This is a genomic window from Pseudomonas veronii (assembly GCF_002028325.1).
In the GTDB taxonomy this organism is placed as follows: Bacteria; Pseudomonadota; Gammaproteobacteria; order Pseudomonadales; family Pseudomonadaceae; genus Aquipseudomonas; species Aquipseudomonas veronii.
On sequence record NZ_CP018420.1, the window covers coordinates 5,818,904 to 5,844,122 of the forward strand.

At 58.6% G+C, this 25,219-nt stretch carries 20 protein-coding genes, 2 tRNA genes and 3 rRNA genes; 6 read left to right on the top strand and 19 right to left on the bottom strand.

The window, feature by feature from the left end; genetic code table 11:
- Positions 1-41: 41 nt before the first annotated feature.
- From rrf to mrcB, 14 genes are all read right to left on the bottom strand, one after another.
- Positions 42-157, bottom strand: a 5S ribosomal RNA gene (gene rrf / locus PverR02_RS26690).
- 156 nt (positions 158-313) lie between these two features.
- Positions 314-3,204: ribosomal RNA gene (locus tag PverR02_RS26695) — 23S ribosomal RNA — on the bottom strand.
- 247 nt (positions 3,205-3,451) lie between these two features.
- Positions 3,452-3,527 (bottom strand) — tRNA-Ala (locus PverR02_RS26700).
- Between the two features lie 27 nt (positions 3,528-3,554).
- Positions 3,555-3,631 (bottom strand) — tRNA-Ile (locus PverR02_RS26705).
- A gap of 82 nt (positions 3,632-3,713) precedes the next feature.
- Positions 3,714-5,250: ribosomal RNA gene (locus PverR02_RS26710) — 16S ribosomal RNA — on the bottom strand.
- Together the 16S, 23S and 5S rRNA genes with 2 tRNA genes alongside form the textbook arrangement of a ribosomal RNA operon.
- Positions 5,251-5,794: 544 nt before the next feature.
- Positions 5,795-6,415, bottom strand: a complete 621-nt coding sequence (gene msrQ / locus PverR02_RS26720; RefSeq protein WP_046382059.1) for a protein-methionine-sulfoxide reductase heme-binding subunit MsrQ — start codon at positions 6,413-6,415, stop codon at positions 5,795-5,797.
- Complete coding sequence (msrP, locus tag PverR02_RS26725; RefSeq protein WP_079444700.1) at positions 6,415-7,428, bottom strand: protein-methionine-sulfoxide reductase catalytic subunit MsrP; 1,014 nt, start codon at positions 7,426-7,428, stop codon at positions 6,415-6,417. The genes msrQ and msrP overlap by 1 nt, the downstream gene beginning before the upstream one ends.
- A gap of 63 nt (positions 7,429-7,491) precedes the next feature.
- Complete coding sequence (gene pssA, locus PverR02_RS26730) at positions 7,492-8,349, bottom strand: CDP-diacylglycerol--serine O-phosphatidyltransferase (RefSeq protein WP_017847454.1); 858 nt, start codon at positions 8,347-8,349, stop codon at positions 7,492-7,494.
- Positions 8,350-8,493: 144 nt separating this feature from the next.
- A complete protein-coding gene (gene ilvC, locus PverR02_RS26735) occupies positions 8,494-9,510 on the bottom strand; it encodes a ketol-acid reductoisomerase (RefSeq protein WP_003212125.1) in 1,017 nt (338 codons plus the stop codon).
- 47 nt (positions 9,511-9,557) lie between these two features.
- The gene (gene ilvN, locus PverR02_RS26740; protein ID WP_003176102.1) at positions 9,558-10,049 is read right to left on the bottom strand and encodes an acetolactate synthase small subunit; all 492 of its coding nucleotides are present in this window, start codon (positions 10,047-10,049) and stop codon (positions 9,558-9,560) included.
- Between the two features lie 2 nt (positions 10,050-10,051).
- The gene (locus PverR02_RS26745) at positions 10,052-11,776 is read right to left on the bottom strand and encodes an acetolactate synthase 3 large subunit (RefSeq protein ID WP_026140092.1); all 1,725 of its coding nucleotides are present in this window, start codon (positions 11,774-11,776) and stop codon (positions 10,052-10,054) included.
- 431 nt (positions 11,777-12,207) lie between these two features.
- Entirely contained in the window at positions 12,208-12,537 is a 330-nt protein-coding gene (locus tag PverR02_RS26750) for a YqcC family protein (protein ID WP_079444701.1), read from the bottom strand.
- The gene (locus tag PverR02_RS26755) at positions 12,537-13,271 is read right to left on the bottom strand and encodes a tetratricopeptide repeat protein (protein ID WP_057005452.1); all 735 of its coding nucleotides are present in this window, start codon (positions 13,269-13,271) and stop codon (positions 12,537-12,539) included. The genes PverR02_RS26750 and PverR02_RS26755 overlap by 1 nt, the downstream gene beginning before the upstream one ends.
- A 16-nt stretch (positions 13,272-13,287) precedes the next feature.
- Entirely contained in the window at positions 13,288-15,612 is a 2,325-nt protein-coding gene (gene mrcB, locus PverR02_RS26760) for a penicillin-binding protein 1B (protein WP_026140090.1), read from the bottom strand.
- Positions 15,613-15,729: 117 nt separating this feature from the next.
- Between mrcB and PverR02_RS26765 the strand changes: the two genes are divergently transcribed.
- From PverR02_RS26765 to PverR02_RS26775, 3 genes are all read left to right on the top strand, one after another.
- Positions 15,730-17,286 (top strand): bifunctional aminoglycoside phosphotransferase/ATP-binding protein, encoded by a 1,557-nt coding sequence (locus PverR02_RS26765; RefSeq protein ID WP_079444702.1) that lies wholly within the window; start codon positions 15,730-15,732, stop codon positions 17,284-17,286.
- A gap of 92 nt (positions 17,287-17,378) precedes the next feature.
- Positions 17,379-17,723, top strand: a complete 345-nt coding sequence (locus tag PverR02_RS26770) for a pentapeptide repeat-containing protein (protein ID WP_017847447.1) — start codon at positions 17,379-17,381, stop codon at positions 17,721-17,723.
- A gap of 204 nt (positions 17,724-17,927) precedes the next feature.
- The gene (locus tag PverR02_RS26775; protein WP_017847446.1) at positions 17,928-18,200 is read left to right on the top strand and encodes a TfoX/Sxy family protein; all 273 of its coding nucleotides are present in this window, start codon (positions 17,928-17,930) and stop codon (positions 18,198-18,200) included.
- Positions 18,201-18,420: 220 nt separating this feature from the next.
- On the opposite strand, the gene PverR02_RS26780 is transcribed toward PverR02_RS26775, so the two are convergent.
- Genes PverR02_RS26780 through PverR02_RS26790 form a run of 3 tightly spaced genes read right to left on the bottom strand, consistent with a single transcriptional unit; the run spans position 18,421 to position 21,100 of the window.
- On the bottom strand, positions 18,421-19,188 hold the full coding sequence (locus tag PverR02_RS26780) for a heme ABC transporter ATP-binding protein (RefSeq protein ID WP_046382057.1): 768 nt from the start codon (positions 19,186-19,188) through the stop codon (positions 18,421-18,423).
- Positions 19,188-20,171: a FecCD family ABC transporter permease gene (locus tag PverR02_RS26785; RefSeq protein ID WP_164887008.1), complete on the bottom strand. Its 984-nt coding sequence runs from the start codon at positions 20,169-20,171 to the stop codon at positions 19,188-19,190. The genes PverR02_RS26780 and PverR02_RS26785 overlap by 1 nt, the downstream gene beginning before the upstream one ends.
- Before the next feature lie 50 nt (positions 20,172-20,221).
- Positions 20,222-21,100 (bottom strand): heme/hemin ABC transporter substrate-binding protein, encoded by an 879-nt coding sequence (locus PverR02_RS26790; RefSeq protein ID WP_079444703.1) that lies wholly within the window; start codon positions 21,098-21,100, stop codon positions 20,222-20,224.
- Between the two features lie 156 nt (positions 21,101-21,256).
- On the opposite strand from PverR02_RS26790, the gene PverR02_RS26795 reads away from it, so the two are divergent.
- The gene (locus PverR02_RS26795; protein ID WP_046382054.1) at positions 21,257-21,574 is read left to right on the top strand and encodes a Rieske (2Fe-2S) protein; all 318 of its coding nucleotides are present in this window, start codon (positions 21,257-21,259) and stop codon (positions 21,572-21,574) included.
- On the opposite strand, the gene sfsA is transcribed toward PverR02_RS26795, so the two are convergent.
- Both sfsA and PverR02_RS26805 read right to left on the bottom strand, forming a co-directional pair.
- Entirely contained in the window at positions 21,571-22,284 is a 714-nt protein-coding gene (gene sfsA / locus PverR02_RS26800) for a DNA/RNA nuclease SfsA (protein ID WP_017847441.1), read from the bottom strand. The genes PverR02_RS26795 and sfsA overlap by 4 nt on opposite strands.
- On the bottom strand, positions 22,284-23,456 hold the full coding sequence (locus tag PverR02_RS26805) for a pyridoxal phosphate-dependent aminotransferase (RefSeq protein ID WP_046487535.1): 1,173 nt from the start codon (positions 23,454-23,456) through the stop codon (positions 22,284-22,286). The genes sfsA and PverR02_RS26805 overlap by 1 nt, the downstream gene beginning before the upstream one ends.
- Before the next feature lie 321 nt (positions 23,457-23,777).
- Here PverR02_RS26805 and dksA point away from each other — a divergent pair, with 321 nt between their 5' ends.
- Both dksA and gluQRS read left to right on the top strand, forming a co-directional pair.
- On the top strand, positions 23,778-24,221 hold the full coding sequence (gene dksA / locus PverR02_RS26810) for an RNA polymerase-binding protein DksA (protein ID WP_017847439.1): 444 nt from the start codon (positions 23,778-23,780) through the stop codon (positions 24,219-24,221).
- Positions 24,222-24,305: 84 nt separating this feature from the next.
- The gene (gene gluQRS, locus PverR02_RS26815; RefSeq protein WP_017847438.1) at positions 24,306-25,193 is read left to right on the top strand and encodes a tRNA glutamyl-Q(34) synthetase GluQRS; all 888 of its coding nucleotides are present in this window, start codon (positions 24,306-24,308) and stop codon (positions 25,191-25,193) included.
- Positions 25,194-25,219: the final 26 nt, after the last annotated feature.

The window sequence follows — 25,219 nt, forward strand, 5'->3', positions numbered from 1 at the left end:
AACCCCTGTCTGCGTAAGCAAACAGGGGTTCTGGAATTTAATCTTGACGATGACCTACTCTCACATGGGGAAACCCCACACTACCATCGGCGATGCATCGTTTCACTGCTGAGTTCGGGATGGGATCAGGTGGTTCCAATGCTCTATGGTCGTCAAGAAATTCGGGTACTGAGTCGTGGCCAGCTGGCCTCGCTTCAGCAAATTGGGTATGTGATAGTTTTCGGTGTTTTGTAAGAGTCGAACTTTCGGTTCGTTTCGTCTTCACACACCGCAATCTGGTCTCTTTCGAGTTCGCAAATTGCTTGGGTGTTATATGGTCAAGCCTCACGGGCAATTAGTATTGGTTAGCTCAACGCCTCACAGCGCTTACACACCCAACCTATCAACGTCGTAGTCTTCGACGGCCCTTCAGGGGACTCAAGGTCCCAGTGAGATCTCATCTTGAGGCTAGTTTCCCGCTTAGATGCTTTCAGCGGTTATCTATTCCGAACATAGCTACCCGGCAATGCCACTGGCGTGACAACCGGAACACCAGAGGTTCGTCCACTCCGGTCCTCTCGTACTAGGAGCAGCCCCTCTCAAATCTCAAACGTCCACGGCAGATAGGGACCGAACTGTCTCACGACGTTCTAAACCCAGCTCGCGTACCACTTTAAATGGCGAACAGCCATACCCTTGGGACCGGCTTCAGCCCCAGGATGTGATGAGCCGACATCGAGGTGCCAAACACCGCCGTCGATATGAACTCTTGGGCGGTATCAGCCTGTTATCCCCGGAGTACCTTTTATCCGTTGAGCGATGGCCCTTCCATACAGAACCACCGGATCACTAAGACCTACTTTCGTACCTGCTCGACGTGTCTGTCTCGCAGTCAAGCGCGCTTTTGCCTTTATACTCTACGACCGATTTCCGACCGGTCTGAGCGCACCTTCGTACTCCTCCGTTACTCTTTAGGAGGAGACCGCCCCAGTCAAACTACCCACCATACACTGTCCTCGATCCGGATAACGGACCTGAGTTAGAACCTCAAAGTTGCCAGGGTGGTATTTCAAGGTTGGCTCCACGCGAACTGGCGTCCACGCTTCAAAGCCTCCCACCTATCCTACACAAGCAAATTCAAAGTCCAGTGCAAAGCTATAGTAAAGGTTCACGGGGTCTTTCCGTCTAGCCGCGGATACACTGCATCTTCACAGCGATTTCAATTTCACTGAGTCTCGGGTGGAGACAGCGCCGCCATCGTTACGCCATTCGTGCAGGTCGGAACTTACCCGACAAGGAATTTCGCTACCTTAGGACCGTTATAGTTACGGCCGCCGTTTACCGGGGCTTCGATCAAGAGCTTCGCGTTAGCTAACCCCATCAATTAACCTTCCGGCACCGGGCAGGCGTCACACCCTATACGTCCACTTTCGTGTTTGCAGAGTGCTGTGTTTTTAATAAACAGTCGCAGCGGCCTGGTATCTTCGACCGGCATGAGCTTACGGAGCAAGTCCTTCACCCTCACCGGCGCACCTTCTCCCGAAGTTACGGTGCCATTTTGCCTAGTTCCTTCACCCGAGTTCTCTCAAGCGCCTTGGTATTCTCTACCCAACCACCTGTGTCGGTTTGGGGTACGGTTCCTGGTTACCTGAAGCTTAGAAGCTTTTCTTGGAAGCATGGCATCAACCACTTCGTCATCTAAAAGATAACTCGTCATCAGCTCTCGGCCTTAGAATCCCGGATTTACCTAAGATTCCAGCCTACCACCTTAAACTTGGACAACCAACGCCAAGCTGGCCTAGCCTTCTCCGTCCCTCCATCGCAATAACCAGAAGTACAGGAATATTAACCTGTTTTCCATCGACTACGCTTTTCAGCCTCGCCTTAGGGACCGACTAACCCTGCGTCGATTAACGTTGCGCAGGAAACCTTGGTCTTTCGGCGTGGGTGTTTTTCACACCCATTATCGTTACTCATGTCAGCATTCGCACTTCTGATACCTCCAGCAAGCTTCTCAACTCACCTTCACAGGCTTACAGAACGCTCCTCTACCGCATCACTTACGTGATACCCGTAGCTTCGGTGTATGGTTTGAGCCCCGTTACATCTTCCGCGCAGGCCGACTCGACTAGTGAGCTATTACGCTTTCTTTAAAGGGTGGCTGCTTCTAAGCCAACCTCCTAGCTGTCTAAGCCTTCCCACATCGTTTCCCACTTAACCATAACTTTGGGACCTTAGCTGACGGTCTGGGTTGTTTCCCTTTTCACGACGGACGTTAGCACCCGCCGTGTGTCTCCCATGCTCGGCACTTGTAGGTATTCGGAGTTTGCATCGGTTTGGTAAGTCGGGATGACCCCCTAGCCGAAACAGTGCTCTACCCCCTACAGTGATACATGAGGCGCTACCTAAATAGCTTTCGAGGAGAACCAGCTATCTCCGAGCTTGATTAGCCTTTCACTCCGATCCACAGGTCATCCGCTAACTTTTCAACGGTAGTCGGTTCGGTCCTCCAGTTAGTGTTACCCAACCTTCAACCTGCCCATGGATAGATCGCCCGGTTTCGGGTCTATTCCCAGCGACTAGACGCCCTATTAAGACTCGCTTTCGCTACGCCTCCCCTATTCGGTTAAGCTCGCCACTGAAAATAAGTCGCTGACCCATTATACAAAAGGTACGCAGTCACCTAACAAGTAGGCTCCCACTGCTTGTACGCATACGGTTTCAGGATCTATTTCACTCCCCTCTCCGGGGTTCTTTTCGCCTTTCCCTCACGGTACTAGTTCACTATCGGTCAGTCAGTAGTATTTAGCCTTGGAGGATGGTCCCCCCATATTCAGACAAAGTTTCTCGTGCTCCGTCCTACTCGATTTCATGACTAAGAGATTTTCGCGTACAGGGCTATCACCCACTATGGCCGCACTTTCCAGAGCGTTCCGCTAATCTCAAAGCCACTTAAGGGCTAGTCCCCGTTCGCTCGCCACTACTAAGGGAATCTCGGTTGATTTCTTTTCCTCAGGGTACTTAGATGTTTCAGTTCCCCTGGTTCGCCCCTTACACCTATGTATTCAGTGTAAGGTAACCATCTTATGATGGCTGGGTTCCCCCATTCAGACATCTCCGGATCAAAGTCTGTTTGCCGACTCCCCGAAGCTTTTCGCAGGCTACCACGTCTTTCATCGCCTCTGACTGCCAAGGCATCCACCGTATGCGCTTCTTCACTTGACCATATAACCCCAAGCAATCTGGTTATACTGTGAAGACGACATTCGCCGAAAATTCGAATTTCTCAATTAAGAGAACTCACAAATTTTACCTTAGCCTGATCCGTTACCAGTGAAAGTAACGTTCAGTCTATCTTTCTATCACATACCCAAATTTTTAAAGAACGATCTAATCAAAGACTAGAAATCAACATTCACCATCATCACGATGGAATGCTCATTTCTAAGCTTTCAAACTTCAGAAGCAGTAGTGGTGGAGCCAAACGGGATCGAACCGTTGACCTCCTGCGTGCAAGGCAGGCGCTCTCCCAGCTGAGCTATGGCCCCGTATTTCTACAGGTTCCCACACAAAATTGGTGGGTCTGGGCAGATTCGAACTGCCGACCTCACCCTTATCAGGGGTGCGCTCTAACCAACTGAGCTACAGACCCAATTTCGGGCTGCTTCTTATCGTCTTCTTCAATGAATCAAGCAATTCGTGTGGGAACTTATGGAGCAGCTGATGTCGTCGATTAAGGAGGTGATCCAGCCGCAGGTTCCCCTACGGCTACCTTGTTACGACTTCACCCCAGTCATGAATCACACCGTGGTAACCGTCCCCCCGAAGGTTAGACTAGCTACTTCTGGTGCAACCCACTCCCATGGTGTGACGGGCGGTGTGTACAAGGCCCGGGAACGTATTCACCGCGACATTCTGATTCGCGATTACTAGCGATTCCGACTTCACGCAGTCGAGTTGCAGACTGCGATCCGGACTACGATCGGTTTTCTGGGATTAGCTCCACCTCGCGGCTTGGCAACCCTCTGTACCGACCATTGTAGCACGTGTGTAGCCCAGGCCGTAAGGGCCATGATGACTTGACGTCATCCCCACCTTCCTCCGGTTTGTCACCGGCAGTCTCCTTAGAGTGCCCACCATTACGTGCTGGTAACTAAGGACAAGGGTTGCGCTCGTTACGGGACTTAACCCAACATCTCACGACACGAGCTGACGACAGCCATGCAGCACCTGTCTCAATGTTCCCGAAGGCACCAATCTATCTCTAGAAAGTTCATTGGATGTCAAGGCCTGGTAAGGTTCTTCGCGTTGCTTCGAATTAAACCACATGCTCCACCGCTTGTGCGGGCCCCCGTCAATTCATTTGAGTTTTAACCTTGCGGCCGTACTCCCCAGGCGGTCAACTTAATGCGTTAGCTGCGCCACTAAGAGCTCAAGGCTCCCAACGGCTAGTTGACATCGTTTACGGCGTGGACTACCAGGGTATCTAATCCTGTTTGCTCCCCACGCTTTCGCACCTCAGTGTCAGTATCAGTCCAGGTGGTCGCCTTCGCCACTGGTGTTCCTTCCTATATCTACGCATTTCACCGCTACACAGGAAATTCCACCACCCTCTACCATACTCTAGTCAGTCAGTTTTGAATGCAGTTCCCAGGTTGAGCCCGGGGATTTCACATCCAACTTAACTAACCACCTACGCGCGCTTTACGCCCAGTAATTCCGATTAACGCTTGCACCCTCTGTATTACCGCGGCTGCTGGCACAGAGTTAGCCGGTGCTTATTCTGTCGGTAACGTCAAAACAATCACGTATTAGGTAACTGCTCTTCCTCCCAACTTAAAGTGCTTTACAATCCGAAGACCTTCTTCACACACGCGGCATGGCTGGATCAGGCTTTCGCCCATTGTCCAATATTCCCCACTGCTGCCTCCCGTAGGAGTCTGGACCGTGTCTCAGTTCCAGTGTGACTGATCATCCTCTCAGACCAGTTACGGATCGTCGCCTTGGTGAGCCATTACCTCACCAACTAGCTAATCCGACCTAGGCTCATCTGATAGCGCAAGGCCCGAAGGTCCCCTGCTTTCTCCCGTAGGACGTATGCGGTATTAGCGTCCGTTTCCGAACGTTATCCCCCACTACCAGGCAGATTCCTAGGCATTACTCACCCGTCCGCCGCTCTCAAGAGAAGCAAGCTTCTCTCTACCGCTCGACTTGCATGTGTTAGGCCTGCCGCCAGCGTTCAATCTGAGCCATGATCAAACTCTTCAGTTCAAACATCTTTGGGTTTTTAAGAAACCCTAAACTTGGCTCAGCAATCGTTGGTTACATCTTTGATTTCTCGCGGAGTAACTTGTGATGCTGATAATCTTGTTGACTATCAGTCTGACTCCACAAGCACCCACACGAATTGCTTGATTCAGTTGTTAAAGAGCGGTTGGTTAAGATCTTTCGTCTCAACCGAGGCGCGCATTCTACAGCAGCCTCATTTGCTGTCAAGTGATTATTTTCAGAAGCTTTCAAAGTTTCCTTTGTAACTTCAACCACTTGCGCTTCCGATCTCTCGTTGGCGGGAGGCGAATTCTACAGCGTTACACGCTGCTGTCAACACCTCTTTTTCTCCGCTTTCGACCGAGAAGATCGAAACGTCAATAGAGCCAAACAACCCTGCTCTACCAACTCCTTCCAGGCTTCGATGAACTGAAGCAGGTCGCTGTCGAATCTTGCGTAACTCTTTGTTTACCAAGGAGTTTTCCGTTTCGACTGCGCCGGAAGTGGGGCGAATTATAGACGTCCAGGATTTGCCGTCAAGGGTTAATTACGCTTTTGTTGCAGAAGGTGCTTTTTTCGCAATAAGGCGCGGAATTCGCCGCATCACCGGCGGTATCCGCAGGACAAGAAGCAGCGCACCTATAGAAGCATAGATAGCCCACTCCTTCAGATCCGCCCGCACGATCCACAACATATGCAACAAGCCAAGCCCAAGCACGCCATACACCAGGCGATGCAACTTTTTCCAACGGCTGCCCAACCGACGCTGACTGTAGCGATTCGACGTCAGCGCCAGCACCAACAAAGACAGGAAACCCAGGGCCCCCACAATAATGTAGGGGCGCTTACTCAATTCCACCCCCAGCTGCGACCAATCCAGCCCCAGGACAAACACACAATATGCCGCCAGGTGCAGCACCACATAAGCAAAGCACCACAACCCCAACTGGCGCCGCACCGCGATCCACCCTGCCCAACCGCTCAACTTCTGCAACGGTGTCATCGCCAGGGTAATCAGCAGCAGGATCAATGTGCCCAAGCCCAGCCGGTCAACCAGCACCTTGCCTGGGTCCGGCCCCAAGGCAGAACGCCACGCTTCGTACAGCCAGAGCAACGGCCATACCGCGGTGGCGATAAACACGCCGATGCGCCAGATCGGGAAACGCATCAGTAGTTCTTCCGCAGGTCGAGGCCGGTATAAAGCGCCGCCACCTCATCCGAGTAACCGTTGAACATCTGCGTCTCGCGCACATTCGGGCTGAACAGGCCACTCGGCAAGCGCCGTTCACGCGCCTGGGTCCAACGAGGGTGGTCGACCGTCGGGTTCACGTTCGCATAAAACCCGTACTCATTCGCCGCAATACTTTGCCAAGTGGTTTTCGGCTGCTCGCTCACCAAGCTGATACGCACGATGGACTTCACGCTCTTGAAGCCATACTTCCATGGCACCACCAAACGCAACGGCGCGCCATTCTGGTTAGGCAACTCGCGCCCATACATCCCCACCGCCAGAATCGCCAGGGGATTCATCGCCTCATCCAGACGCAGCCCTTCTACATAGGGCCAATCGATCAAGCCAAAACTCGAGCGCTGGCCCGGCATGCTTTTGGGGTCCTGGAGGGTTTCGAAGCGGATGTACTTGGCTTTGGAAGTCGGCTCAACCTGCTTGAGCAACGCCGAAATGAGAAAGCCCATCCATGGAATGACCATCGACCACGCCTCTACACAGCGCAGACGGTAGATTCGCTCTTCCAATTGATACGGCTTCATGAAGTCTTCCAGGGCGTAACGCCCCGGCTTTGCGACCTCGCCATCGATCACCACACTCCAGGGCTCGGTCTTGAGCGAACCTGCATTCGCCGCTGGATCGCCCTTGTCCGTGCCGAACTCATAGAAGTTGTTGTAGTGGGTCGCGTCCTTGAACGGGGTGATGGCTTCGTCCTTGACGGTTACCGCCTGCCATTTCGTACCCGGCAGTTTTTCGGCAAACCAGCCTGGCGCCTTGCCTGGTTCGACATCCGCATACCGCGCGGCATCGTCAGCGCTGGCCCAGCGCGGCAAGCTGCTGGCGGCAACACCGGCCAGCGCACCACCGAGCAAGCTACGGCGAGACAGGTAGAAGGATTCAGGAGTGACGTCCGATTCATGACAATCGGACGCTTTGGGCAATTTGATTAACATGGCAACTCCGCAGCATTGGAGAACTGATGCACCAATAGACTGCGGAGTATGGGGGAAATTACATTAAGGCAATGTTTTGTCCCGACGCAGTTGCAGCAGATACTGAACCGGCCCGGAAGCGGCATACACCAGGAACACCAGCAGCAGAATACGCGGCGGATCGCTGAAGACCACGGCGAACACCAGCACCACCGCAAGGATGGCCACGAAAGGCACGCGCCCCTTGAGGTCGAGTTCCTTGAAGCTGTTGTACTTGATGTTACTGACCATCAGCATGCCGGCGGCCGCAACCATCAAGGCCACCAGGAACGACATCTTCGACCCCTGGATGCCGTAGTCACTGAACGCCCAGACGATCCCCGCCACCACGCCCGCAGCAGCCGGGCTGGCCAGGCCGATGAAGTAACGCTTGTCGGCGGTCCCCACCTGGGTGTTGAAGCGCGCCAGGCGCAGCGCGGCGCCCGCGACATAGATGAAGGCCACCATCCAGCCGACCTTGCCCATGTCACCCAGGGCCCAGGCAAACGCCAGCAACGCAGGCGCGACACCAAAGGCAACCATGTCCGACAGCGAGTCATACTCGGCACCGAAGGCGCTTTGGGTATTGGTCATGCGCGCCACGCGCCCATCGAGACCGTCGAGCACCATGGCGACGAAGATGGCGATCGCCGCAAAACCGAAGTACTTGCTGGCACTCACCGCATCACCCGCCGCCAGCGCGCTCTGGGCGCTCATGGAGTTGATGATGGAGTAGAACCCGGCAAACAGGTTCGCCGTAGTGAACAGATTGGGCAGGAGATAGATGCCGCGATGCCGGACCTTGCGGCCTTCCGCGTCATGCCCTTCTTCAACATGTTCATCGATCGGTAGCAGGCTATCGGCGTCAGAAGCCTGGTTTGGCTCTTCGGGACGTTCGCTCATGGACTTTACCTTGCAACGGTGTGAAAAAATTCGACAGATACTTGCGGCGAGTGTTCGCCCGCAAACGATGCAGCTTTATACCAGAACCAGCCACCCAAACGAAAAAACGCGGCCTAAGCCGCGTTTTTTCTAGATGCATCCGACTTAGTTTTTGGCTTTGTCGACGATCTTGTTGGCACCGATCCACGGCATCATGGAGCGCAGTTGCTCGCCGATGATTTCGATACCGTGAGCGGCGTTGTTACGACGCTTGGCGGTCATCGAAGGGTAGCCGGTAGCGCCTTCGCTGATGAACATTTTGGCGTATTCGCCGTCCTGAATGCGTTTCAGAGCGTTGCGCATGGCCTGACGGGACTCGGCGTTGATCACTTCCGGGCCAGTCACGTACTCGCCGTATTCGGCGTTGTTGGAGATCGAGTAGTTCATGTTGGCGATACCGCCTTCGTACATGAGATCCACGATCAGCTTCAGTTCGTGCAGGCATTCGAAGTAGGCCATTTCCGGCGCGTAGCCGGCTTCAACCAGGGTTTCGAAACCGGCTTTGACCAGTTCAACGGTACCGCCGCACAGAACAGCTTGTTCGCCGAACAGGTCGGTTTCAGTCTCGTCCTTGAAAGTGGTTTCGATGATGCCGGTACGACCGCCACCAACGCCGGCAGCGTAGGACAGTGCAACGTTCTTGGCGTTGCCCGACGCGTCCTGGTAGATCGCGATCAGGTCAGGGATACCGCCGCCTTTGACGAACTCGGAACGCACGGTGTGGCCCGGGGCTTTCGGCGCGATCATGATCACGTCGAGGTCAGCGCGTGGCACGACTTGGTTGTAGTGAATCGCGAAGCCGTGGGAGAAGGCCAGGGTGGCGCCCTTCTTGATGTTCGGCTCGATTTCGTTCTTGTACAGCGCGGACTGGAACTCATCCGGGGTCAGGATCATGACCAGGTCGGCAGCGGCAACGGCGGAAGCAACGTCAGTCACTTTCAGGCCGTGGGCTTCAGCCTTGGCAACAGTGGCCGAGCCTTTGCGCAGGCCAACAGTCACGTCAACGCCGGAATCTTTCAGGTTGCAAGCTTGCGCGTGGCCCTGGGAACCGTAGCCGATGATGGCGACTTTCTTGCCCTGGATGATCGACAGGTCACAATCTTTATCGTAATAAACTTTCATGAGGTTCCTCTATATATCCAGGCCTTAAGGCCATTCACTAATTTGGGTTAGATGCTGAGTACTTTGTCGCCACGGGCAATCCCGGTGACACCACTGCGTACGGTTTCCAGAATCGAGGCCGTCCCGATCGACTGGATGAAGCTGTCCAGCTTGTCGCTTGTACCGGTCAATTGCACGGTATAAACGCTGGCGCTCACATCGACGATCTGCCCGCGATAAATGTCGGTAGTACGCTTGATCTCGGCACGTTGGGCGCCCGTGGCCTTGACTTTAACCAGCATCAGCTCGCGCTCGATGTGGGCACTTTCCGACAGGTCGACCAGCTTGACCACTTCGATCAGCTTGTTGAGGTTTTTGGTGATCTGCTCGATCACCTCATCATGGCCCACGGTGGTCAACGTCAGGCGCGACAGGGTCGGGTCTTCGGTCGGTGCCACAGTCAGGCTTTCGATGTTGTAGTTGCGTTGCGAAAACAAGCCGACAACACGAGACAGAGCGCCGGGTTCGTTCTCCAGAAGCAGGGAGATTATGTGCCGCATGATTAGGTACGCTCCGTCTTGTTCAGCCACATGTCACGCATAGAGCCGTCTTTGATCTGCATCGGATAGACGTGCTCGCTGGTATCCACCTGAATATCGATGAACACCAGGCGATCCTTCATGGCGAACGCTTCTTCCATCTTCGGCTTCAGATCTTTCAGATCGTTGATGCGAATACCGACGTGGCCGTAAGCCTCGACCAATTTGACGAAGTCGGGCAGCGATTCCATGTAGGAATGGGAGTGACGACTACCGTAGCTCATGTCCTGCCATTGACGAACCATGCCCAACACGCCGTTGTTCAGGCACACGATCTTCACCGGAAGGCCGTACTGCAGGCACGTCGACAGTTCCTGGATGTTCATCTGGATGCTGCCTTCGCCGGTGACGCATGCAACATCGCTGTCCGGGAAGCTCAGTTTGACACCCATGGCCGCAGGGAAACCAAAGCCCATCGTGCCCAGGCCACCGGAGTTGATCCAGCGGTTAGGCTTGTCGAACTTGTAGTACTGCGCGGCGAACATCTGGTGCTGGCCCACGTCGGAGGTCACAAAGGCATCGCCCTTGGTCACTTCGCACAGGGTCTCGATCACGGTTTGTGGCTTGATGATGCTGCCGTCGCCCTTGTCATAAGGGAACAGGCCGCGGTCACCGCGCCATTCGTCGATCTGCTTCCACCAGCTGGCGACAGCTTCTTTGTTCGGCGTCTCGCCGATTTCCTTCAGCGCAGCGACCATTTCGGTCAACACGCTTTCCACCGGACCTACGATCGGCACGTCGGCCTTGATGGTCTTGGAGATGGACGCCGGGTCGATGTCGATATGGATGATCTTGGCATTCGGGCAGAACTTGCTCGCGCCGTTGATCACTCGGTCATCGAACCGCGCGCCCACGGCCAGGATCACATCGGCGTGGTGCATGGTCAGGTTGGCGGTGTAGCTGCCGTGCATGCCGAGCATGCCGACGAACTGACGGTCCGTACCCGGGAATGCGCCGAGGCCCATCAGGGTGTTGGTCACCGGCAGGTTGAGCAGCTTGGCCAGTTCGGTCAACGGTGCGGAACCGCCACCCAGAATCACGCCACCGCCCGAGTACAGCACCGGACGCTTGGCCGCCAGGAGCATTTCTGCCGCCTTGCGGATCTGCCCCGAGTGCCCACGAACGGCCGGGCTGTAGGAACGCAGCTTGGCTTTCTTCGGGAAGACGTATTCGAATTTCTCGGCCGGGTTGGTCATGTCTTTCGGGATATCGACCACTACAGGGCCCGGGCGACCGGACTGTGCGAGGTAGAACGCCTTTTTCATGATTTCCGGGATTTCCGAGGCATGCTTGATCATGAAACTGTGTTTCACGATCGGCCGGGAGATACCGATCATGTCGGTTTCCTGGAATGCATCGGTACCGACCATGGTGCTAGCGACCTGGCCGGAAATGATCACCATCGGGATGGAGTCCATATAAGCAGTCGCGATGCCGGTAATGGCATTGGTTGCGCCTGGACCGGACGTTACCAGTACCACGCCGGCTTTACCGGTGGCACGGGCATAACCGTCAGCCATATGGGTTGCAGCCTGTTCGTGGCGAACCAGGATGTGGGTAACAGCCGGTTCCTTGAACAGTGCGTCATAGACGTGCAGCAGAGCACCACCAGGGTACCCGTAGATATAGTCAACGCCTTCGTCACGCAAAAAGCGGACGAGCATCTCACCGCCAGATAAAAGCTCCACGTTGTTCACCTCTAAAACGCCAGAATACCGTCCGTTAAAAACCGACGGGTCTTAATAGGTTTACTTCTCAACAGAGCATGAGCGACGGTGGTCGCCGACTACGTCAGCACTGACTGAGCAAGTATTGGGATCGTCCCAAGTGTTGCGGGCTCTTCCCACCCAGCGCGAGGTAACGCGTTGCGGGTGTAACAGGTCGGCGCGGATGTGCGCCTCATGATCTGCTGAGCGGGCCTGCTTCTGGCAGTCCCGATACAGCGGACTTTGGATTCTTCTGTTTCAGGCCCTTCAAGTCAAGCAATAATTGCGCTTTTTTCCAACTAAGCGCATGAGAACGTAGAAGAAAGGGCTTTGAGGAGGGATAAAACTCGCCTGAATGTCGTCAAGCGGTAGAAATGTGCGCAAGACTGCCGGAAAAACCGGCAGCCAGGCAATTAACGAGCGTCGACGATCAATTGGTCGAACTTTTTCAGCGCATTGCGCAAACCCTGGCTTTCCAGCGGCCGGTCGGTGTAGACCATCTCGGCCATCTCCATGATCCCGGAAGTATTTGGCAACGGCAGGTTCTGTTCGAGGATCTGCTTCATTCGCACCAGGAAGATCCACTGCAGCCACTGGTGGAAGTCCAGGGTGTCGACCGAAAAGGGCTCGACGCTGCTGAGCGCCTCGGCGCTGGGGGACACCTCGTCCCACCAGCCCTGCAGGCGCAATTCGCGCTCAATCAGCAACAGCTGTTCGGCAATCGCTGGAAAACGCACATCCATCAGAGGCTGACCTTGGCTTTCTGCCGAGCCTGGGCGGCACCGGCAGCGTCGCCTTGTGCGGCACGCGCATCACCGATCAAGGCCCACAGGCTGGCCTGCAGGTCAGGACGGCCGTTGGCCAGGGTCAGGCCGCGACGGGCGAACTGTTCGGCTTGCGGCGCATCGCCCTGGGCCATCCGCACCTGGGCCAGGCGATACAGCACCTGCGGTTCACGCGGCGCAACGCGCTGGGCGCGCTCGAGGCTCGACGAAGCGCCGTTCAAGTCGCCACCGGCCTGCTGTTGCTGGGCAGTGGTGAGCAAGGCCAGTACCGGGCCGTCCAGTTGCTCGTCAGCCGACAGGCCGCCCGCGCTGGAGGACGACGGAATGCCGCTTGGCGTCGACGGCATGGTGTAGGTGTTCTGGTTGATCGGCGCGGCCTGGACCGGCGTGGAGTCAATCGGCCCCGACGTGCTAGGCCCTGGCGTCCACGGCTCGGCGCTGATCGGCGCCGATGTCGCAGCACCGGCGCCCGGCACCATCACCACCACACCCGAATCCTGCGGCACGGCGCGGGTCGCGGCCTGGGCAGGACGCTTGGTCACGGTCTGACGGAAACCGCCATTGGCCGAGATCCGATCGTTATTGGAGACGGTTGTGCTCGAGTCCACCACGGGAATGGAGCCGCGCTGAACGCTGGAGCAACCGCCGAGCAAAGCCAGAGCTGTAATAGCTGGAATCCACCACTTGTTCACTTGAAACCCTCTTTGCTTAATTCATCCAGCCCTTGACCCAATCCATCACCGATTCCGCGCTTGCAGGGGCACTGCCACCGCACGCGGCACCGGGAGGTGGTTCGCTGCCGCGAATATACGGCATCTGCACCGCGCCCGGACAGTTGGCATCGGAGCCCTGGCCGGTGTGCGGATCAATCCAGGCCTGCACGATGTTGTCCGGCTGCGGCATGCTCAGCGGCAACGGATCGGCCTTGCGCATGAAACTGGTCCAGACCTGCAACGCACCGGTCGCGCCGGTGAACGGCGTCTTGCCGTTGTCATCACGCCCCAGCCAGACCACGGCCAGCACATCCTGACCGAAGCCGGCGAACCAACTGTCACGCGAATCGTTACTGGTGCCGGTCTTGCCCGCCAGTGTCAGGTTGGAAGGCAGGACCTTGTACACCGAGCTACCGGTACCTTCGCGCATCACACGCTGCATGGCGTTCTGGATCAGATAGATGGAGCCCGCGTCGAAACGCTGCTGAATCTGGAACGGATAGCGCTTGAGCGGTTCGCCTTCGGCCGTCAGCACGCTGCGAATGCCGCGCATCGGCGTGTTGAAACCACCGTTGGCGAGGGTCTGGTACATGGTCGCCACTTCCATCGGCGTCATGGCACCGGCGCCCAGAAGCATCGATGGGAAGGCCGGGAACTCGCGGGTGATGCCCAGGCGCGCGAGGGTCTTGAGGACGTTCGGCACGCCCACTTCGAGCCCCAGGCGCGAGGTCGAGATGTTGTAGGAATGCGCCAGCCCCTGGTACAGGAACACCGTACCGTGCGAACGACGATCGAAGTTCTGCGGGGTCCAGACCTGGCCGTCAGCACCTTTGACCGACAGCGGGTCGTCCGACAGCCAACTGGTCAGGGTGTATTTGCTCGGTTTTTCCAACGCCGTCAGGTACACCGCCGGCTTGACCAGCGAGCCGATCGGCCGCACCGCGTCCAGCGCACGGTTGAAGCCGGCGAAACTGGCCTGGCGGCTGCCGATCATGGCCTGGACTTCACCGGTTTCCGGGTTGGTCACCACCATGGCTGCTTCGACTTCGTCGGAGCCTTTACGCCCCGCCAGACGCTTGAAGGTGTCGTTGACCGACGCTTCGGCTTTCATCTGCAGGATCGGGTCGAAACTGGTGAAGATGCGCAGGCCTTCCTCGGTCAAGTCTTCGTCGCGGTAGTCTTCACGCAACTGGCGTTTGACCAGGTCGATAAAGCCCGGGAAGGAGCTGTCCGCCAGCTTGCCGCGGGTGGTCACGCCCAGTGGCATTTTCTTCGCCGCAGCAACCTGTTCCGCCGTGGCCACGCCCTGCTGCTCCAGCACGTCGAGCACCAGGTTACGCCGCTCAAGCGCGCGTTCAGGATTGCGCCGCGGGTTGTAGTAGGACGGCCCCTTGACCATGCCCACCAGCAACGCAACCTGATGCAACTTCAGCTCGGACAGCGGCTGGCCGAAGAAGAACTGGCTCGCCAGCCCGAAACCGTGGACCGCGCGCTGGCCATCCTGGCCGACGAACACCTCGTTGAGGTAGGCCTCAAGGATTTCCTGCTTGCTGTAATGCAACTCCAGCAGCATCGCCATCATGGCTTCGGTGAGTTTACGGGTCAGGCTGCGCTCGTTGGTGAGGTAGAAGTTCTTCACCAATTGCTGGGTCAGCGTACTGCCGCCCTGGGTCATTTTGCCGCCGGAGGTGTTGACCCAGATCGCACGGGCAATGGACTTCGGCGACACGCCCCAGTGGCTGTAGAAATCGCGGTCTTCCACGGCGACCAGGGTTTCAAGCAGGTACGGCGGCACCTGATCGAGCTTGATCAGGATGCGATCTTCCAGGTTCTTCGGGTAAATCCCGCCGATCATCAACGGTTCCAGGCGCACCACGGGCAGCTTCGAGCCATTCAGCGACGACAGCTCGGCCACGTAGTCGCCGGAGAAGCGCACGCGCACCGGCTGGGGTTTTTCCAGGCCTTCATAGAACTGGAAGCCGCGGGTGTTCAAGTCCACGGTATTGCCGCTGACGGCCGCAGCGCCGGGGCCATTGCTCACAGGTTCGCGGCGGTAGCCCAAGGCGTCGAGTTCGGTGAGGAAGTCATCCTTGCTCAGCTTCTGGCCGGTGAACAGCTCCAGCGGACGGGCGTACACCTTGGCCGGAATGGTCCAGCGCTTGCCGGAGAATTTTTCCTGGACCACGGCATCGAGGTACACCGCAAAGCCAGCGAGCACCACAAGACCCACCAGGCTGAGCTTGAGCGCCCAGCCCAGCCACGGGCGCAGGCCGCGGGAAGGAGGTTTTTTACGGGAACGGGGAGATCGGGTTCGAGTCATGGCGGCGGATTATACGCACTTTATCGATGATCAACATGAGCCGGACAGCGGTTTGCACAGCAGGCGTCAGCAGCCATAATGCCCGCCATGATTTCCCCTGACTTTGAAGGATCGCCCGTGAGCCAGCCCCTGATTGCCGCCCTGCAGAACCCGGCTTTATACCCCCATCCGGTTGAAGCGTTCCAAGTCATCGAGACCCATATTTCCTGGGTCATACTGACCGGCCCTTACGCTTATAAACTGAAGAAACCGGTGAACTTCGGCTTCCTGGACTTCACCAAACTGGAAGATCGCGGGCATTTCTGCAACGAAGAGCTGCGCCTGAACCAGCGCCTGACCAAAGATTTGTATCTTGAAGTGTTGCCGATTACCGGCACGGCCGAAGCGCCGCAATTGGGCGGTGACGGCCCGGTCATCGAATACGCGCTGAAAATGCGTCAATTCCCGCAAAGCCAGTTGCTCAGCACCTTGCAAGCCAACGGTGAGCTGACCAGCGCGCACATCGACGAGATGGCCAAACAGATCGCGCACTTCCACCTCACCGCACCGAAAGTGCCGCAAGAGCACCCGGCCGGCACCCCGGACGAAGTGATGGCACCGGTACGCCAGAACTTCGATCAGATCCGCCCATTCCTCAGCGACAAAGCCGACCTGCTGCAACTCGAAGCCCTGCATGCCTGGGCCGAAAGCAGCTTCGAACGCCTCAAGCCGCTACTGGCACAGCGCAAGCACGATGGTTTCACCCGCGAGTGCCACGGTGATATCCACCTGGGCAATGCCACCTTGATCGATGGCCACGTGGTGATCTTCGACTGCATCGAGTTCAACGAACCGTTTCGCTTCACCGACGTGTACGCCGACACCGGCTTCCTGGCCATGGACCTGGAAGACCGCGGCCTCAAATCCCTGGCACGCCGGTTCATCAGCCAGTACCTCGAACTGACCGGCGACTACCAGGGCCTGGAAGTGCTGAACTTCTATAAAGCCTACCGCGCACTGGTCAGGGCCAAAGTCGCGCTGTTCAGCATGCCCAGCGAAGCGAGCCCGGTGCAGCGCGCCACCACCCTGCGCCAGTACCGCAACTACGCCAACCTGGCGGAGAGCTACAGCATTATTCCGTCGCGCTTCCTGGCGATTACCCACGGCGTTTCCGCTGTAGGCAAAAGCCACGTGGCCATGCGCCTGGTGGAAGCCTTGGGCGCCGTTCGCCTGCGTTCGGACGTGGAGCGCAAGCGCCTGTTTGGTGAACAACAGGTGGAAAACACGCCTCAGGCCGGCATCTATGCTGCCGACGCCAGCGCGAAAACCTACGCCCGCCTGAACGAGATCGCCGAGACTGTGCTGCGCGCCGGGTTCCCGGTGGTACTGGATGCGACCTTCCTGAAACGCGCACAACGCGATGCCGCCGCCAAAGTCGCCGAAGCGACGGGCGCGCCGTTCCTGATCCTGGACTGCAATGCGCCGCAGGCCGTTATCACCAGTTGGCTGGCACAACGTCAGGCAGACAAGAACGATCCGTCTGACGCTACATTGACGATCATTGAAGAGCAGCAAGCCCAACGCGAACCGCTGACAGCCGAAGAGCTGTTGCTGAGCAAGCGCGTCGAGACCAATCAAAGCGGAACCCTCGATGCACTGGTCGAGCAAATTCGCCAGCGCATGCCTGGTCTGTAAGAAAAACTTCTTGGTCGCGTCGTCACCTTAGGCGAGCGGCCAAGCAATAGTGGCACTATAATGGCGCCATAAATCCAACAGGTGTCGCTATCATGAGTCAGCCCAAGCTTCTTGATACCCCGCTCTATTCGCTTCTGCATAAAGACGATATCCGCGGTTTCAACCAGGAACGCCCCAAAGACGGCGTCATCGACATGCGCGGTGGCGACTTCCGCGGGCTGGATCTGCGCGATCTGAACGCCAGCGGCGTGGATTTCACCGATGCGTATTTCCGCTCCGCCGATTTGCGCGGGCTGGACTTGCGCGACTGTTCATTGGAAGGCGCGAGCCTGGCCCATGCGCAGATATCGGGCACCTACTTCCCGCCGGAACTGACGGCCGACGAGATCCTCATGTCGGTCAATTTCGGCACGCGCCTGCGCTACCGCACCAAGTAACACGCCCTCCCAAGCCCCCGGTCTCGTGCAATACGGACCGGGGACTTCGCGCCTGCCCGCAATAAAACGTCGACGCCATCCTTATAAGCTTTTGCGCCATTCCTGACCAAAGAACTACGCTTTTCCTACTGAGCGCTACACTCCTTTTCAGGCTTGCCTGGTCACGACACCCACCGCACCATTCGGCCGTCGCAAGGAGGCTCGATGAACGATGAGCTGCAACACCTGAGAAACCTTGGCAAGACCTCGGCGCAATGGCTGCATGCGGCGGGCATCCACAGTGCGTCAGACCTGCGGCGCCTGGGCGCGGTCGATGCTTATCGAGCCGTTCGCACGCGTGGCTTCCGTGCCTCGAAAGTCTTGCTGTATGCAATCGAAGGGGCATTGATGGATGTGCATTGGAACGACATCCCAGCCGAACGCAAGGAGGCGCTGAACCGCCAATTGGATGCTATCTCGGCGCGCCAGAAGAATTAGATCGACGACCCCACCCGCCGCGGACAAAGATTCCGGACAAGGGCCTGTGAAAACAAATCTTGACTCTCAAATGAGAATCGTTATGATTATCACAACTGGTCGCGAGATCAGCCGATAACTGAAAGACCATTGGTTCGGACTCTCAGATTATCTCCTCATCAGGCTAATCACGGTTATTTGACCCGGCTCTTGCCGGGTCTTTTTTTGCCGGTAAAAAGCCTCAGCGCGCAATGATCAACGGATGCCCGCGCTCCGGATGCGGCTGCACCAGCACATCCAGCCCGAAGACCGCTTTGAGCGGCTCAGGCCGCAGAACCTGTGCCGGGGTATCCAGCGCATGGGGGCGGCCCGCGTCGAGCAACAGAATCCGGTCGCAGTAACGCGCCGCCAGGTTCAGGTCATGCAGAATCACCAGTACTGCTGCGCCACGGTCAGCAAAGCGGCGTATCGCCTGCAAGGTCGTGTGTTGATGCAAAGGGTCAAGCATCGAGGTCGGCTCATCCAGCAGCAACGTCTGCCCCGCCTGCCCGGGCCATAACTGCGCCAGCACCCGCGCCAGGTGAACGCGCTGCCGCTCGCCACCCGACAAGGCCAGGTAACTGCGACCGCTCAAGTGCCCGACATCCGCGGCCTGCAACGCGGCATCGATAATCTCGTCATCCCGCACACGCCCGGTCTGATGGGGCAAGCGGCCCATGCCGACCACCTCTTCGACACGAAAGGCGAAATCCAGGGTTGAAGCCTGCGGCAACACGGCCAGGCGTTGCGCGCGTTGCGACCCGCTCCAGTCTTTCAGTTCGTGCTGATCCAGCCACACCTGGCCTTGATCCGGGTGCAGTTCCCCGCACAACGCGCCCAGCAACGTGCTCTTGCCCGCGCCATTCGGGCCCAGCACGCCAAGCACCTGGCCGGGCAACAGGTCCAACGTGACATCCGCCAGTACGGTTTTGCGACCGCGACGAATCCTCAGCCCTTCCACTCGCAGCATCAGGCGCGCCCTCGCAACAACAGGTAAAGAAAAAATGGCGCACCAATCAACGCGGTGACGATACCGATCGGCAACTCCGCCGGAGCCAAGGCCAGGCGCGCGACCAGATCCGCCAACAGCAGCAAGCTCGCCCCCGCCAGCACCGAGGCGGGTAACAGCACGCGATGATCCGGCCCGGCCAACAATCGCACCAGGTGCGGCACCACCAGGCCGACGAAGCCGATCATCCCCGCTGCCGCCACCGCCGCGCCCACGCCCAATGCGGTGCAGAACACCAATTCGCGCTTGAGCCGCTCAACATCGACCCCGAGATGAGCGGCCTCGGATTCGCCGAGCAACAGTGCATTCAATGCCTTCGCCCGCCGCGGCAGCCACAGCGCCACGCCAGCGCTCACCAGCAGCAACGGCCACAGGCGCGAATAGCTGGCGCCATTGAGGCTGCCCAGGTTCCAGAACGTCAGTGTGCGCAGGGTGGCGTCATCGGCCAGGTAGGTAAACAAGCCCACCGCCGAGCTGGCGAGCGCCGTGAGGGCGATGCCGGCGAGCAGCATGGTCGCGACATGGGTCTGGCCGTTGCGCCGCCCCAGCCGGTAGACCAGCGCCGTCACCCCCAACCCACCGAGAAACGCGCACAACGACAACAGATACGGGCCGAACACCTCCGGCAACCCACCCAGAAACGAGCCACCGACAATGGCGAAGGCCGCACCGAGTGCCGCGCCGCTGGATACCCCGACCAACCCCGGATCGGCCAACGGGTTGCGAAACAACCCCTGCATCGCTACGCCCGACAAGGCCAATACACCGCCCACCGCCAGCCCCAGCAAGGTCCGCGGCAAACGGATCTGCCCGAGAATCAGCTCCGCCTGCTCCAGGCCGCTGGCCTCGATCGGCACGCCCATCAGGCGCAAGGCCGCCCTGAGCGTATCCAGCAATGGCAGGCTGACCGGCCCCAGCGCCAATGAAAGCCAGATTGCCAGCACACACAACAGCGTCAGGCCGATAAACAGCGTTCGGGGTTTCACCAGCGTACTCATGGGGCAGACGTGGCCTGGGACGGATAGAAGCCGGCCGACAACTGCACCAGGCTTTGCGGCAGACGCGGCCCGAGCCCGCCGACCAGCAGCGTCGGGTCCACCTCAAACACCCGTGCCTGTTTAGCCGCCGGCGTGGACGCCAGGATCGGGTTCTCCTTGAACAAGGCCGCACGCGCCGCCTCGCCGCTCAGCGCACGATCGGCAAACACCAGCACCTCGGGGCTCAACCCGGCCAACGACTCCATGGAAAACGGCTTATAACCGCTGTGGGTCGCCAGATTGCGCCCGCCCGCCTGCCGCAGCATCCAGTCAGCCGCCGTGTCTTTGCCAGCGATCAGCGGTTTGCCGCCGGCATTGCCGAGCAGCATCAACACCCCCGGGGCCTTGTGTGTGGCCTGGGCTGTGGCAACCCAACGTTTCTGCCGGTCAAGCGCCTGTTCATACGCGGTAAACAATGCATGGGCCTTGGCCTCACTGCCCAACAACCTCCCCAGGTGTTCGAGGTTGCCTTTCAACGTCGGCAAATCCGGCTGCGCCGAGAACATTTCCACCTGCACCCCAGCGTTGCGGATCTGCGCCAGCACCGGCGGCGGCCCCATTTCCTCGGTACCCACCAAGACCTGCGGGCGCAGACTGAGAATGCCCTCGGCCGACAACTGCCGCTGATAACCGACGCTCGGCAATGCCTTGAGCGAAGCCGGATGCTGGCTGGTGGTGTCGACGCCCACCAACTTCGACTCACCGCCCAGGGCCGTCACCCACTCCGATAACGCGCCGCCAGCACTCACCCAGCGTTGCGGCAGTTCCGAGGCGTGCGCCCCAGGGTTGAGCATCAGTCCGACAACAAGCGCGATAGCGCTGGCACTCAAGCGCATAACAGGGTTTCCTTCCAGGGGCGGGGCTGCTGAAACACTCATGGATGTGACAGATACCTCTTGCCGGGCATCGTACTGAGCGCCCAGTCAGCTAACGGGCGAAGCCTGCATTTGATAATTGTTTGCATTTGAACGTCAAGGCACTTAAGGATTGGAATGAAGTTTCTCTGCCCCTCCGACACCCTCGCCCCCAACAGCAGCCGTGGTTTTGATATCGACGGGCACAAACTGCTGGCCGTGCGCCGGGATGGCATCGCCTACTTCTATCGCAATCGCTGCCCCCATCGCGGCGTCCCCCTGGAATGGCAGCCCGATCACTTCCTCGACGCCAGCGCCAGCCTGATCCAATGCGCCACCCACGGCGCGTTGTTCCTGATCGAGAGCGGCGAATGCATCGCCGGCCCCTGCGCGGGTCAAAGCCTCACTGCCCTGCCCGGCCGCGAAGACGAACAGGGCCTGTGGGTAGAACTCTAGTCGCCGAGCAGCACGTCCAAGCGGCGTTCGACGTAAATTTCCTCGGCCGTGACACGCACACCATACGCCAGCACTTCCACGCCCGCGGCCTTGGCCTCGCGCAGGGCGGCAGCGTAGGCCGCGTCGATTTCCACAGCCGGGCGCACGGCCTCGATCCCGGACAGGTTGACGCAATACAGCTGCACCGCCCGCACACCATCTCGGGCCAGGTGCGCCAGCTCGCGTAGATGCTTGGCACCGCGCTGGGTCACGGCGTCCGGAAACGCCGCAATCGAGGTGCCATCGAACCCCAGCGTCACACTTTTGACTTCGACATAGGCCGCCCCCTCGGGGTAATCCAGGCGAAAATCAATGCGGCTGTTCTCCTGACCGTAAGGCACTTCACGCTTCAACGCGCTAAAGCCGTTGAGTTCGGTGATGACCCCGGCATGCAACGCCTCCTCAACCAGTTGATTGGCACGCGCCGTATTGACGCACGCGAGGCGGCCTTGAGGCGTCTCGGCAATTTCCCAGGTGCCGGGCAACTTGCGCTTGGGGTCAGTGGAGCGACTGAACCAGACCTGCCCGCCCTCGACCATGCAATTGAGCATCGAGCCGGTATTGGGGCAGTGAATGGTCAACAACTCGCCGGTAACGGTTTCGATATCGGTGAGAAAACGCTTGTAGCGGCGAATCAGCCGCGCCTCTTCGAGGGGAGGATGAAAGCGCATCAGCCCTGCCAGCTCCGCAGCCCACGGGCGATGCGCTCTACCGCCTCTTGCAGCCGATCAAGGTTTTGCGTGTAGGCAAAGCGCACATGGTGGCCGGCTTGATAACGACCGAAATCCAGCCCGGGGGTGAACGCCACATGTTCGGTCTCAAGGAAATGACGGCAAAACGCGAAGGCATCACCGCCGAACGCGCTGATATCGGCGTACAAATAGAACGCCCCTTCCGGTTCGACGGCAATACCGAAGCCCAACTCGCGCAGGGCCGGCAGCAGGAAGTCGCGACGGCGCCCGAACTCGGCACGACGCGCTTCCAGGATGCTCAGGGTTTGCGGGGTGAAGCAGGCCAACGCCGCGTACTGCGCCATGCTCGGAGCGCTGATGTAGAGGTTTTGCGCGAGCTTCTCCAACTCACCGACCGCATCGGGCGGTGCCACCAGCCAACCCAGGCGCCAGCCGGTCATGCCGAAATACTTCGAAAAACTATTCAGGACAAACGCATCATCGTCGACTTCCAGCACGCTGGCCGCCTCGGTGCCGTAAGTGAGGCCGTGGTAGATCTCGTCCACCACCAAATGGCCGTTACGCGCCTTGATGGCACTCGACAACCCCGCCAGTTCGTCCCGCGTCAGGATGGTGCCGGTGGGGTTGGCCGGCGATGCGACCAGCGCGCCCACGCTGTCCTGGTTCCAGTGCTTGGCCACCAGGTCGGCGGTCAATTGATAACGCACGTCCGGACCCACGGGCACCAACTGCGCCGCGCCTTCCACCAGGCGCAGGAAGTGGCGGTTACACGGGTAACCCGGGTCGGCCAACAGCCAGTGTTTACCAGGGTCCACCAGCAGGCTGCTGGCCAACAGCAACGCGCCGGAGCCGCCCGGGGTGATCAGGATGCGCTCGGGGTCCACGCTCAGGCCGTAGCGTTGCTGGTAGAAACCGCTGATGGCATGGCGCAGCTCCGGCAGGCCGCGGGCTGCGGTATAGCGGGTCTTGCCATTGGCCAGCGCGGCCTGGCCGGCCTGGATGATCGGCTCGGCGGTGGTGAAATCCGGTTCGCCGATTTCCAGATGGATGACATCATGGCCTGCCGCTTGCAGCTCATTGGCTCGCGCCAGCAACGCCATGACATGAAAAGGTTCGATGGCGCGACTGCGCGCACTGTAGGGCTGAGCCATTAGCCTTCCTTAACGGTGAGGACAAAAACAGCGATTCTACCGAACCCTCGCGGTAAAACATGCTCTATTGCCTGCCAGGCCGTCCACGATGAACCCGGCAAGCGCTTGCAAAACGACTAAAATCAACCTTCGAGACGATTCATACCCAGCCACAGCGGGTTGCTGCTGTTTGCAACCCCTGCGTGATGGGCCTCGACAACCGGGAGTGGCGCACCCTGAATCTATCTGGTAAGTTCGCCCGCTTGCAGCCGCAGGGCCGGCAGGTGTCGGTGACGTTGCAATCCTGCGCAATGGATTAGAAGAGTGAGAGGCGGTCTATTCATGTCCACCCAAGCAAAGCAACAGCAATCCCCAGGCCTCAGCGGCTTCGAACCTTACGTCACGAAGGAAGGTGAGGAGTACATGGGCGAGCCCATGCGCGAGCACTTCACCAAGATCCTTAACAAGTGGAAACAAGACTTGATGCAGGAGGTCGACCGCACCGTTGACCATATGAAGGACGAAGCAGCCAACTTCCCTGATCCGGCCGACCGTGCGAGCCAGGAAGAAGAGTTCGCCCTTGAACTGCGTGCCCGTGATCGCGAACGCAAGCTGATCAAGAAGATCGACAAGACACTGCAGTTGATCAAGGACGAAGAATACGGCTGGTGCGAATGCTGCGGCATCGAAATCGGTATTCGCCGCCTGGAAGCACGTCCTACCGCCGACATGTGCGTGGACTGCAAGAACCTGGCAGAAATCAAGGAAAAACAGGTCGGCAAGTAACCCCTGCCGAGCTGAACGAATGGGGCGTACAAACGCCCCATTTTTGTTTCTGGCGTTTAGCGATTTTCCAGTAGTATCCGGCCCATGACAGCCTCTCCCTATATCGGGCGTTTCGCCCCCACGCCCAGCGGCCACCTGCACTTCGGCTCGCTGGTCGCCGCCCTCGCCTCTTACCTTGACGCCCGCGCCAACCATGGCCGCTGGCTGATGCGTATGGAAGACCTCGACCCTCCCCGCGAAGAACCCGGCGCCCAGGCGGCAATCCTGCATGCCCTGGAAAGCTATGGCTTCGAGTGGGACGGTGAACTGGTCCGACAAAGCGACCGGCACGATGCCTACGCCAAGGTGCTGAACGACCTGTTCAACCACGGCTTGGCCTATGCCTGTACCTGCTCGCGCAAACAGCTGGAGCCCTACCACGGGATCTACCCGGGCCTGTGCCGTAATGCCGGTCATGAGCAGCACGATGCGGCCATCCGCCTGCGCGTCCCGGAGCTGGAATACCACTTTACCGACCGCGTACAGGGCGAATTCCGACAACACCTGGGCCGCGAAGTGGGTGACTTCATCATCCGTCGCCGTGACGGCCTCTACGCCTACCAACTGGCCGTGGTGCTCGATGACGCCTGGCAAGGTGTTACCGACATCGTGCGCGGCGCCGACCTGCTCGACTCCACGCCGCGCCAGCTGTACCTGCAAGAATTATTGGGGCTGCGCCAACCGCGTTACCTGCACGTGCCGCTGATCGTCCAGCCGGACGGTAACAAGTTGGGCAAATCCTATCGTTCCCCGCCCTTGACCACAGACCAGGCCACGCCTTTGCTGTTGAGAGCCCTGCGCGCGCTCGGCCAGCAACCCGGCGACGAACTGCTGCACGCCAGCCCACGGGAACTGCTGGATTGGGGCATTGCCCACTGGGATGCGCAGCTGATCCCGCGCACACTCACGCTGGCCGAAGCGCAGTTGCGCTGAAGGCGCTTGCAGCCGGCCAGGCATCC